Raw genomic sequence first — 12,091 nt, forward strand, 5'->3', positions numbered from 1 at the left:
CGTGTGTTGACGCTTACTTGGCCGCGCTGCTGTCCGGTACGAACTTGATCAGCTGGTTGCTGGTCGCAGCAGTGCCGAAGTTGAAGCGGCCGTAGCCGGCGCCCCAGTAAAGCGCGCCGTTCGCAATCGCGGGCGAGCTGATCACCGAGCCGGCAGCGTCGTAGTTCCACAGCGTGGCGCCGGTGTCGGTGTCGAGCGCGACCATGTTGCCAGCCATCGACCCGGCATAGAGCAGGTTCGGCGACACGGTCAGCGAGCCCTGGCCGCCGGCCGGCACGGTCGGATTCACGCGGTTGATGCCGGGCACCTTGACCTGCCATTTGATCTTGCCGGTCGCTGCATCCAGCGCAGCCCACGAACCGCCATTGTGACGTTCGGTATTGGCCGGCCCCAGCGTGTAGCTGGCGTTGGAGCTGTTGTTGATGGCCACATAGACCTGCGACTTGTACGGGTCGAACGCGGTGCCCCATTCGACGCCGCCGGTGGTGCCGCCGGGGCCGACCTGGGTGGACCACACCTTGGCGCCGGTCTTGGCGTCGAAGGCCCAATAGATGCCGCTCTTCTGCCCGGCGCCGACCAACTGCTGCGGCTTGCCGTCGCGCCACACGGTGAACAGCTGCACGCCGGCGCCGCCGAAGTCGTAGTCGGGCCCGGTCAGGTTGGTTGCCTGCGTGTTCGGGCACAGGCCATTGGTGGGCGCGACGATGCAGGACAGATTCCATGCGTCGTAGCCTTGTGCACGGTCGGCCCAGACCAGCTTGCCGGTGTCCAGGTTCAGCGAGACCACCGAGTCGACGTAGTTGTCTGGCGCCATGCAATCGAGCTCGTCCTGCACGGTGAGTTCGCTGCCGCGATAGGAGCGCGCGTTGGACACGCAGTTACCCACGCTGGCGGGAATGTTGTAATTGTTGCCGGTGCCGAAATACAGACGGCGGTTGATCGGGTCGATCGCCACCTGGCCCCATACCGATGCGCCGGTATAGCCCTCGGGCACGTTGTAGAACTGCCACAGCTTCTTGCCGGTGTTCAGATCCAGAGCCACCACGCTGCCGCGGAAGCTGAAGGTGTGGTTCGGGGCAAGATTGCCCCAGTCGCCGGACGACACCGGCACGTAAATGCGGTTGCCGTAGATGACCGGCGAAGAGGTGATGCGCGCCTGCGGGTTGGCCTCGACGGTGCTCGACCACAGCAGCTTGCCGGTCTTCTTGTCGATCGCCAGTACGGTGCCGGCAGCCTGGTCGCCGACGATGATGCTCTTGGCGCTGATGGCCGGCGTATTGCGCGTCACCGAGTTGGCGTTGCCGGTGTAGTCGGACAGCTTGGCCTGCCAGTTCGGCTTGCCGGTCTGGGTGTCGACGCTATACAGCGTGCCGCCCCAGTCGGGCACGTAGAGCGTTCCTCCCTCCACGCTCGGCGTGGCCGAGATGTCGCCGCTGGTGGTCAGGGACCACGCCGGGATGAGGCCCTTGACGGTGGTGCGATTGATCTTCCACTCGCCCGGTGCGAAGCGTGCGTTGAAGTAGCCGCCACCAGCGGTGGGCCAGCTGTTGGGGCTTGCGAACGGAAGGTCGTTGCCGAAGCTGCGCCAGACCTGGCCGGAGCGCGCGAACGCCTGGGCATCCAGGGACGACACCGGCTGTTGTGCGGTTGCGGGGCTGGGCTGGGCGAAAGCCACTGCGCTGGCAAGCAGGCAGGGAACGAGCGTCAAACTGCGAAACCGCAAGCGGCGATTAGAGTTGGTCATCACGGCATGTCCATTGATGGAAGGAAGCGCTGGATCCCCCCGGATCTGCCGACTGAAGATGGCCGATTGCGGTGACCGTGCAAGACAGGCGTGCCGCCGCATTCACGCAACGGTCGGGTCTGTTTGCATCTGGTGTCACCAGCTCGAAAAAATTGCGTTCACCATGTTCGGTATTCGCACAAATGGTGATGATTCATCACTATTTGTGCGTGCTGCGATAGGGAAAATGATTCGTCGAAGCGATTGGTATTTCCATAAAGAACAGTGGTCTGCAAAAAGTAACCAGGAAATTTTGCGCCACCTTGTGAGGTGGATCACTGGACGAACTAAAGCCCCTCTCCCCTCGGGGCGAGAACGCACGGTTTGCGCGCCACTGGCGCGCGTGCCTTGGAGCGCCCGCGTCGCAAACGCGGGCCGGGGGCGCGGATCGGGGGTTGGGGTGAGGGTACGGTGGCGAAGGCACACGGGAGTTTGGAGTGCGTGGCTTCGCACGCACCCTCATCCGCCCCTTCGGGGCACCTTCTCCCGGTGGGAGAAGGGAATACGCGTCATGCGCTTTGAGTTGAGTGTGCGGCTGTCTGCACTGCCGTAGGAGCGATCAGCGCCAGCTGCGCGATCGCATCCTGCACCACCTCCGGCACCGTGGCGTCCACATCCACCGACACCACGTCCGCTTCATCCAGCGGCAGTTCCAAGGTCTGCAATTGACTCTCCAGCAGGCTGGGCGGCATGAAGTGGCCGGCGCGTGCGCTCAGGCGCGCAGCGATGACGTGCGGGGCCGCATGCAGGAACACAAAACGCATCGGCACGCCGCTGCGGCGCAGCAATTGACGGTGGGTACCGCGCAAACCCGAGAATGCCAACACCACCGATTCGCCGGCATGCACACAGTCGCGCAAGGTGGCCGACAGCAACTCCACCCACGGCAAACGCATCGCATCGGTGAGCGGTTGGCCGGTGGCCATCTGCGCGCGTGCGGCTACGCTGTGATAGTCGTCGGCATCCAGAAAACGGTAGCCGTAATGCGTTGCCAGGGCCTGCGCAATGGTGGTCTTGCCGCTGCCCGAAACGCCCATGACGACGATGGCCAGTGGCGAAGCGGACGCGGGTGTTGGGGTTGCGGCGGTGTCCATCACGTCAGGTTATATCTCCGGATCGATTCGGCATGTTGCCGGATTTCACGTTGGCGGCAGCCGATGCGTGGTGTAGCGTCGGCGCTCCTCGCCAGGTGAGCGGGCCGCCCAGCGTAACGGCGCGCTCGGCCGGGTTCAACGCACTCCAAGGCCAGCCGATGACGTCATCACCTGCAACGTCTCCTGCATCGGCGCGCCTGCGCTGGCGCGAAAAACTGGGCTACGGCGGCGGCGATCTGGGCCTGAATCTTTACTGGGCCAACATCTCCGCGTTCTTGCTGATTTTCTACACCGATACCATGCATCTGCCGGCGGCGGCAGTGGGCACCATGATTTTGCTGACCAAGATTGCCGATGCGATCGCCGATCCGGCGATGGGCGCATTGGCCGACCGCACGCGCAGCCGCTGGGGCAAATTCCGCCCGTATTTGTTGTGGGGCGCAGTGCCGATGGCGGTGACCGGCGTGCTCGCCTACACCACGCCTGCGCTGGATCAGAATGGGCGCATGTGGTGGGCCACGATCAGCTTTCTGGTGATGATGCTGGCCTATACGGTGGTGAGCATTCCGTACTCGGCGTTGTCGGGCGTGATCACCGCCGACAGCAGCCAGCGCACCAGTTTGATCAGCCTGCGCTTCATTGCGGCGTTTGCCGGCACCACCTTGGTCAACTACTGCACATTGGATCTGGTTGCCTGGTTCGGTGCCGGCAACGATGCGCTGGGATGGCAGCGCACGATGCTGCTGTACGGGGCAGTGGCCGTCGCACTGTTCGTCACCGTGGCCTTGACCACGCGCGAGCGCGTGCAACCGCCGCCGCAACAACGCACGCCGGTGCGCCAGGACATCGCCGATCTGCTGCACAACAAGCCGTGGTGCGTGCTGTTCGTGCTGTCGCTGATCATCATGATCACCATTGTCATGCGCGGTGGCGCCGGCGTGTATTACCTCAAGTACTACGTGCAGCGGCCGGAGTTGACCGGGCTGTTTCTGGGCGGGTATTCGGTGGCGCTGGCAGTGGGCGCGGGCATCACCCCGTTGCTGACCCGGCACTGGGACAAACGCCGGCTGATGACCACGCTGATGGCGGTCGTTGGCGTGTTGAGTTGCCTGATGTTTTTCATTCCCGCCGATGCGGTGTGGGCGATCTTCGCGCTGAACATGTTGATCGGTCTGGCATTGGGACCGAAGTCGCCGCTGGCATTCTCGATGTATGCCGACAGTGCCGATTACACCGAGTGGCGCACCGGCCGCCGCGCCACCGCGATGACATTCGCGGCAGCTACGTTTTCGCAGAAGCTGGGCGGTGCACTGGCCTCGGCCGGCATCGCCTGGGTGCTGGCCGGCATGGGCTATGTGGCCAACAGCGCGCAGTCTGCCGGCTCGCTGACCGGCATCGTGCTGCTGCTGACAGTGATCCCCGGCGCGGTCGCGTTGCTGGCGGCCTGGACCATGCGTTTCTATCCGCTCGATGACGGCTTGCTACGCCGCATCCAACACGAACTGGCCGCGCGCAAGCGCGACGAACAGGAGCATCGCTGACCGTGTCTGCAACGTCCATTGCCGATTCCGAAACAACCTCCAACGCCGATCTTTCCACGTTGATGGCGCCCAGCGCCGACGGCGCGCGTTATGCGCTCTACAGCCCCACCGCGATGCCGAACGCGGGCGGATTTTTGTGGAACCGCCGCATGATGTTGCAGCTGACCTGCCGCGGCTACGCCACCGGGCAGTTCATGCAGCCGGAACCGGCCAAGTACGCGCATGCGCCGCTGCTGGAAGCGCGCAATTTCATGATGCCCGAGCAGCCTTACTACGCGCATCATCCCGGGCGTTTCTTCTACCTCAAGGACGAAGACACCGGTGCGCTGTATTCGGTGCCGCACGAACCGGTGCGTGCGTCGCCGGAGCAGTTCGAATTTTCTGTCGGCAAGCACGATGTGCGTTGGCGGGTGCGCCACGATGGCATCGTGGTGGAGCTATGCGTGGCATTGCCCACCGACGATGCGGTGGAGTTGTGGGAATGCCGCGTGCATAACCTGTCCGGGCGCACGCGCAGGCTGAGCCTGTATCCGTATTTCCCCATCGGTTACATGTCGTGGATGCATCAGGGCGGCGCTTACGAGCCGGCGCTGGGTGGCATCGTCTGCCGTAGCGTGGCGCCGTATCAGAAGGTCGACGACTATTTTCGCCAACGCGATTTCAAGGACTGCACCTTCCTGCTGCACGAGCAGCCGCCGGTGGCCTGGGACGCGCAGCAGATGGCATTCGAAGGCGAGGGTGGCCTGCATGCGCCCTCGGCCATCCAGGCTGAGCAGCTGGGCAACAGCGAGGCGCACTACGAAAATCCGGCAGCCGCGTTGCAGTACCGGCTGACGTTGGATGCCGATGTGGCCAGCGTGTATCGCTTTGCGTTCGGCCCGGCAAAGGACGATGCGGAAATCGCCGCGCTGCGTGCGCGTTATCTGTCCGAAGCCGGCTTTGCTGCAGCCGCGCGCGACTACGCGCGGTATCTGCAGGGCGGGCAGGGCTGCGTGCAGATCGCCACGCCCGATCCGGCGTTGGACAACCTGGTCAATCATTGGCTGCCGCGGCAGGTGTTCTATCACGGCGACGTCAATCGCCTGACCACCGATCCGCAGACGCGCAACTATCTGCAGGATCACATGGGCATGGCCTACCTGCAGCCGGCCACCGCACGCGCGGCGTTGCTGCATGCGCTCTCGCAGCAGGAACCCAGCGGCGCGATGCCGGACGGCATCTTGCTGGTGGAAGGCGCCGAGCTCAAATACATCAACCAGGTGCCGCATACCGATCACTGCGTGTGGTTGCCGATCTTCCTGAGCGCCTATCTGGCCGAAACCGGCGATGCCAGCGTGCTCGATGCGGTGGTCCGCACGCACGACGGGCAGGCGCTGAGCGTGGCCGAGCGCCTGGATGCAGCCATGCAATGGTTGCTGGACGCCCGCGATGCACGTGGCCTGAGCTTCATCGCCCAGGGTGACTGGAACGACCCGATGAACATGGTCGGCTGGCGCGGCAAGGGCGTGTCCGGCTGGCTCACCGTGGCCACCGCGTACGCGCTGCGGCTGTGGTCGGGCATCTGCGCTGCACAAGGCCGCACTGCGCAGGCAGAGACATTTTCGCAGGCAGTGCAGACGGTGAACGCCGACGCCAATCGCGAGTTGTGGGATGGCAACTGGTATGCACGCGGTATCACCGACGATGGTGTGCGCTTCGGTATCGCTGAGGATGTGGAGGGGCGCATCTATCTCAATCCGCAGAGCTTTGCGCTACTGGCCGGCACTGCCGATACCGCGCAGCGCGAGGCGTTGCTGGAGGCTGTGCGCGAACAGCTGCACACGCCGTACGGGCCGGTGATGCTGGCGCCGGCCTACACGCACATGCGCGATGACGTGGGCCGGTTGACGCAGAAGTGGCCGGGCGCGGCGGAGAACGGCGCGGTCTACAACCACGCGGTGGCGTTCTACCTCTACAGCCTGTACCAGATCGGCGAAGCCGACCGCGCCTGGAAGATCCTGCGCGCGATGCTGCCCGGCCCCACCCGCGAGGACGTGCTGCAGCGCGGCCATCTGCCGGTGTCGTTGCCCAATTACTATCGCGGCGCCTGGCATCAATATCCGCGCACGGCCGGGCGTTCCAGCCAGCTGTTCAACACCGGCACGGTGGCCTGGGTGTATCGCTGCGTGCTCGAAGGTCTGTTCGGCCTGGTCGGCGAGGGCGACGCACTGGCGATCCGCCCACAGCTGCCTTCGCACTGGCCGCACGCGCAGGTGACGCGCCAGTTCCGCGGCGCGCAGTTCGAGGTGACGCTGACGCGTGAGCCGGGGCGTCACGACATTGAGGTACTGGTGGACGGCAAAGCCTGCCCGGATCAGCGCGTTTACAACATCGTGGCTGGTCGCACGTATCAGGTGCAGGTGCGCCTGCCCGGTTAGGAGCGGTCAACAAAACGTAGCGAGCGCCCGTTTGGGGGCGAGCGCAGTGGTTTTATTCGCCGCATCTTGTTGGATACAGTCAAATGCCTGGGTGGTCGAGGCGCGGTGTCCTCACCGCTTGCGGGACACGCCGCAAGTACGTCCATGTAGGCTCGGTGGCGGCATTCATGCCGCCCCACGGTCCCGCAAGCGGCGAGGACACCGCACCAGAAAGTTTGCAGGTTGCTTCTTTGAAGCCGCTTGTTGATCGCGCTGCGCTCCAAAGCTGATCGGACGCACCTCAATCCAAACAACGCACGTCACGCACTGCTTGCAACTATGCACACCGACCATCTCGACTGGTCCTTGCCCGCCCACCGTCGCGGGACCTTACGCGGCATGGATGCCGCGTAAGAGCCTACATGGACGTACTTGCGGCGTGTCCCGCGATGGTGGGCGGGCAAGGGCCCTGCAGCCAAGCCCCAGCCGCTCTACAGCCAAGTCTCAGATCATCCACTCTGCAATAGACCGGCCCGAAGTCGTTTTGTCAGTCGCTCCAAGAGCGACACACAAGACGGGCGCGCCCCGAGGCGGGCGCAGTAGTTGTTCGGCGCGTCATCTACCAAACGCTCTACGCCAACGACGCAAAAGCACCCATACGCTCCTCGGTGCACTTTTTTCGATTCGAACTGCACCACGGGTCAAGACGCGTTCCGCTGTCCCGATCCCCGATCCCCGATCCCCGATCCCCGATCCCCGATCCCCGATCCCCAATCCCCAATCCCCAATCCCCAATCCCCAATCCCCAATCCCCACTGCGTAAACTCCCAGGCTCGCACCGCACCGCCTAGGACACCCATTGGTCTCGAGCTGGATCCTGCTGCTGGTCTCCGTCGGCTATGCCGCGCTGCTGTTCGGCGTGGCGTGGTGGGGCGACCGCCGTCCGCTGTACCCGGAGCGGCCGTGGCTGCGGCCAGCGGTCTACAGCCTGGCGCTGGCGGTGTACTGCTCGTCGTGGACCTTCTATGGCGCGGTCGGCTCGGCGGTGCGCAACGGCATCGGCTATCTGCCGATCTACCTGGGCCCGCTGCTGTTGCTGCTGTTCGGCTGGCGCATCATCGAGCGGCTGGCGCTGATCGCACGCGCCGAAAACACCGTTTCCATCGCCGATTTCATTTCATCGCGCTACGGCCGCTCGCGGCGGCTGGCCGCGTTGGTGGCGGTGATCGCGCTGGTCGGCATCGTTCCGTATCTGGCGCTGCAGTACAAAGCGGTGGCGATGAGCCTGGAAGTGCTGACCGGGCATAGCAGCGCCGGGCGCGGCATCTTCGCCGACCCGGCCTTGTACGTGGCGCTGTTGATGGCGCTGTTTGCGACCTTGTTCGGTACCCGCCAGGTCGATGCCACCGAGCACCATCGCGGCATGATGCTGGCGATCGCGCTGGAGTCGGTGATCAAGTTGATCGCCATCGTCGCGGTGGGGTTGTTCGCCTGGGTGTGGCTGAGCGACCACCAGGTGCCCATCGCCGAGTCGGCGCGCACCTTGTTCGAACACACGCCGTCGGTGGGGTTCATTTCGCAGACGCTGCTCAGCTTTCTGGCGGTGATCTGCCTGCCGCGCCAGTTCCATGTGGCGGTGGTCGAATGCAGCGATGTGGGCGACATCCGTCGCGCACGCTGGTTGTTCGGCGCCTATCTGGTGATCATCTCGGCGATGGTTGTGCCGATCGCATCGGCCGGCGTGGCCTTGTTCGGCAAGGGCAGCGCGGTGGCCGACGATGCGATGGTGTTGGCGCTGCCGCTGAGCCAGGGCAACACCGTGCTGGCGCTGGTGGCCTATGTGGGCGGGTTCTCGGCGGCTACCGGCATGGTGATCGTGGCCAGTATCGCGTTGGCCACCATGGTCAGCAACGACCTGGTGATGCCTGTGCTGCTGCGCCGCCGTGGCAGCGCCGATGCGCGCGCGGCAGTGGCCTCGCGGGTGCTGTGGATCCGTCGCGTCGCCATTTTGCTGTTGGCGCTGGTTGCCTATGGCTACCACCGCAGCGTGGCCAACGACACTACGTTGGCGGCGTACGGCCTGATGGCATTCGCGGCGGTGGCGCAGTTCGCGCCGGGCGTGATCGGCGGGCTGTACTGGCGCGGCGCCAGCCGCAAGGGCGTGGAGACCGGCATGGTGCTGGGCTTTGCGACCTGGATCTACACGCTGCTGCTGCCGGCCGCCACGCGTGCGGGCTGGTTGCAGCGGGAGTGGCTGGTGGATGGGCCGTTCGGCATCGCCTGGCTGCAGCCGCAGCAACTGTTCGGCATGCGTGGCTGGGACCCGCTGGCGCATGGCACGTTCTGGTCGCTGCTGATCAACGTCGGCGCGATGATGCTGGTGTCGGCGCGCTGGCGTCCGGGTGTGGACGAACGCCTGCGCGCGGCGCCGTTCCTGGACCCGTACGCGCAGCGCCCGGCGGTGGCCGGCGACTGGCCCGGGCATGTGCGCGTGGCCGATCTGCAGGCCCTGGCCGAGCGCGTGGTGGGCGAGCGGCATGCGCACCGCGCCTTCGTCGACCAGGCGGTGCTGCTGGAGCGCGAGCTGCAACCCACCGTGGTGGCCGATCGCGCCTGGGTGCAGTTCACCGAGCGCCTGCTGGCCGCCTCGATCGGCGCAGCCTCCGCCCGGCTGGTGCTGACCAGCCTGTTGCGCGGCTCGGGCATGGACCTGGGCGAGGTGGTGGCGGTGCTGGACGAGGCCGGCCAGGAGCTGCGCTTCAACCGCGAGATCCTGTCCACCACGCTGGAAAACATCAGCGCCGCGGTCAGCGTGGTCGACCCGGAGATGCGCCTGACCGCGTGGAATCGCCGCTACCAGCAACTGTTCGGCTATCCGGACGGCATGCTGTATGTCGGCCGCCCGGTGGCCGACCTGATCCGCTACAACGCCGAGCGCGGCGAGCTGGGCGAGGGCGATATCGAAGACCAGATCGATCGCCGTATCCGCCACATGCGCGCCGGCTCGCCGCATGTGTTCGAGCGCACCCGCAGCGACGGCAAGGTGATCGAGATGCGTGGCCAGGCGCTGCCCGGCGGTGGCTATGTCACCAGCTACAACGACATCACCGACTACAAACGCGCCGAACGCGCGCTGCTGGACGCCAACGAGAACCTGGAACAGCGCGTGGCCGACCGCTCGCGCGAGGCCGAGCTGGCCCAGCAATCCAAGACGCGCTTTCTGGCCGCCATCAGCCACGACGTGTTGCAGCCGCTCAATGCGGCGCGCCTGTTCGCCTCGGCCTTGCGCGAGAGCCATCAGAACAACGAAGAACAACGCCATCTGGCCGAGCGTGTGGATGCCTCGCTGCGTGCGGCCGAGGAACTGCTCGATGGCCTGCTCGACGTTTCGCGCCTGGATGCCGGCGGATTAAGGCCCACGGTCGAGGACTTCGATGCCAGCGCGCTGATGCACGAACTGGCTGCGCAGTACGCACCGGTGGCGTCCAGCCGTGGCTTGCAGCTGCAGGTGCATAGCCGCGCGTTATGGGTGCGCAGCGACCGCCGCCTGCTGCGCCGGGTGATGCAGAACTTTCTCGCCAATGCGCTGCGTTACACACGCCAGGGCCGCATCGTGCTGGGCATGCGCGGGCGCGGCGAGCAGGTGGAATTGCAGGTGTGGGATACCGGCCCGGGTATTCCCGAGCACCATATGCGGCAGATCTTCGAAGAGTTCCGCCGCTACCAGCAGCCGTTCGACTGGGGCGAGCAGGGCTTGGGGCTGGGTCTGTCGATTTGCCAACGCATCTCGCGTTTGCTCGATCACGATTTGAGTGCGCGCAGCCAGGTCGGCCGCGGCAGCATGTTTTCGATCCTGTTGCCGCGCGTGGCCGCGGTGCCGCTGCCACCCGTGGTGCCGGCGATTGCGGTGCGGCCGTTGCCTAGCGGCGATTCGTTGGCTGGCCTGCGCGTGCTGTGCGTGGACAACGACCGCGAAATTCTCGACGGCATGTGCGCACTGCTCGGCCGCTGGCAAGTGGAAGTGATCACTGCCAGCACCGTGGACCAGGCGCTGGAGCGCGCGCGCGAACAACCGGACCTGATGCTGGTGGATTACCACCTGCACGACCGGCTCGATGGTCTGGACACGCTGGACGCGGTGCAGGCCGCCGCAACTGCGCCGATCGCCGGCGCACTGCTCACTGCCGACGGCCGCGACGAACTCAAGCAACTCGCGCGTGCGCGTGGCTATCGGTTGCTGACCAAGCCGGTGAAGCCGGCATCGTTGCGTGCGTTCCTGAGCGCGCATCACGATGCGAAAAAGCGCTGAGCCAGCGCATCGCGTGCAGCGCCGCGATATGCAGAGATACACGCGGCATTGTAAAAATGCGGCATGCCTCTCGGGCGGATGGCAAGGCCATGCAGCGTAGGAGCGCGCTGGCGCGCGATGGGGCGTTATCGATGATGCCTCATCGCGCGCCAGCGCGCTCCTACGAACAGCTGCCATGCGCTTACGCGGCACCGCTCAGGTGTTCGTACAGGATGACGCTGCCAACGATCACCAGAATCAAACCACCGAGAATCTCGGCGCGTTTGCCGATCAGATTGCCGAGCACGCGGCCCAGCATCACGCCAGCGGTGACCATGCTGAAGGTGCACAAGCCGACCACCACCGCCACCACGCCGATATGCACGTCGAGAAACGCCAGGCTCACGCCGACCGCCATCGCATCGATGCTGGTGGCAAAACCGGTGGTGGCCAAGGCCAGCAATCCATGCCGTTTCGGCGTATCGGAAGACGCCTCGTCCACATCATCGTCCGGTTCCTGGCGCAGCCCGGCCACGATCATGTGCGTGCCCAATGCGCCAAGCAGTACAAAGGCGATCCAGTGATCGTAGGCAGACACATAGCTGGAGGCGGCGCGCCCCAGCAGCCAGCCGATCACCGGGGTGATCGCCTCGATGCAACCGAAGATCAACCCGGCGCGTAGCGCATCGCGCCACTGCGGCTTGCGCATTGCTGCGCCCTTGCCGATCGCTGCGGCAAACGCATCGGTCGACATTGCGAAACCGATCAACACAATGGAAAAAGGGGACATCGACATTCTCGGGTTGGGCACGATCGCAACGACATGCGCCCGCGCCAACCGTTGTTGTGCACGCATGCCGCTGGTCTCGCCAAACCGAAATTGGTTGCCTGCACCACGGCGCGAGGGCCGAGTATGTTGATGCAGGCGCTTCCGACGACGCAGAAGCAGGCTACTCCCCAAGGGGCGCGCAGTGTACCAACGCATGGCC

At 65.2% G+C, this 12,091-nt stretch carries 6 protein-coding genes and 1 riboswitch; of the genes, 3 read left to right on the forward strand and 3 right to left on the reverse strand.

Annotated elements, in window-relative coordinates:
- Positions 1-13: 13 nt before the first annotated feature.
- Complete coding sequence (locus NYR97_RS09400; RefSeq protein WP_316697673.1) at positions 14-1,744, reverse strand: outer membrane protein assembly factor BamB family protein; 1,731 nt, start codon at positions 1,742-1,744, stop codon at positions 14-16.
- A gap of 548 nt (positions 1,745-2,292) precedes the next feature.
- Positions 2,293-2,877 (reverse strand): gluconokinase, encoded by a 585-nt coding sequence (locus NYR97_RS09405; protein ID WP_316697674.1) that lies wholly within the window; start codon positions 2,875-2,877, stop codon positions 2,293-2,295.
- Between the two features lie 158 nt (positions 2,878-3,035).
- On the opposite strand from NYR97_RS09405, the gene NYR97_RS09410 reads away from it, so the two are divergent.
- From NYR97_RS09410 to NYR97_RS09420, 3 genes are all read left to right on the forward strand, one after another.
- Complete coding sequence (locus NYR97_RS09410; protein WP_316698134.1) at positions 3,036-4,418, forward strand: MFS transporter; 1,383 nt, start codon at positions 3,036-3,038, stop codon at positions 4,416-4,418.
- Positions 4,419-4,420: 2 nt separating this feature from the next.
- Entirely contained in the window at positions 4,421-6,835 is a 2,415-nt protein-coding gene (locus NYR97_RS09415; RefSeq protein ID WP_425613053.1) for a GH36-type glycosyl hydrolase domain-containing protein, read from the forward strand.
- A gap of 838 nt (positions 6,836-7,673) precedes the next feature.
- Positions 7,674-11,123: a NahK/ErcS family hybrid sensor histidine kinase/response regulator gene (locus NYR97_RS09420; protein ID WP_316697676.1), complete on the forward strand. Its 3,450-nt coding sequence runs from the start codon at positions 7,674-7,676 to the stop codon at positions 11,121-11,123.
- A gap of 181 nt (positions 11,124-11,304) precedes the next feature.
- On the opposite strand, the gene NYR97_RS09425 is transcribed toward NYR97_RS09420, so the two are convergent.
- Positions 11,305-11,892, reverse strand: coding sequence for a manganese efflux pump MntP (locus NYR97_RS09425; protein WP_176341130.1), 588 nt, complete (start codon positions 11,890-11,892; stop codon positions 11,305-11,307).
- Between the two features lie 12 nt (positions 11,893-11,904).
- A riboswitch (yybP-ykoY riboswitch) is annotated at positions 11,905-12,067 on the reverse strand.
- Between the last annotated feature and the right edge of the window lie 24 nt (positions 12,068-12,091).

The sequence above is a fragment of the Xanthomonas hydrangeae genome, from assembly GCF_032697525.1.
In the GTDB taxonomy this organism is placed as follows: domain Bacteria; phylum Pseudomonadota; class Gammaproteobacteria; order Xanthomonadales; family Xanthomonadaceae; genus Xanthomonas; species Xanthomonas hydrangeae.

What these genes read in the sequence shown, in the direction of transcription:
- NYR97_RS09410 (WP_316698134.1), top strand. Translation starts at nt 3,036, where the DNA reads ATGACGTCATCACCTGCAACGTCTCCTGCATCGGCGCGCCTGCGCTGG.
- NYR97_RS09405 (WP_316697674.1), bottom strand. Translation starts at nt 2,877, where the DNA reads ATGGACACCGCCGCAACCCCAACACCCGCGTCCGCTTCGCCACTGGCC.
- NYR97_RS09425 (WP_176341130.1), bottom strand. Translation starts at nt 11,892, where the DNA reads ATGTCCCCTTTTTCCATTGTGTTGATCGGTTTCGCAATGTCGACCGAT.
- NYR97_RS09400 (WP_316697673.1), bottom strand. Translation starts at nt 1,744, where the DNA reads ATGACCAACTCTAATCGCCGCTTGCGGTTTCGCAGTTTGACGCTCGTT.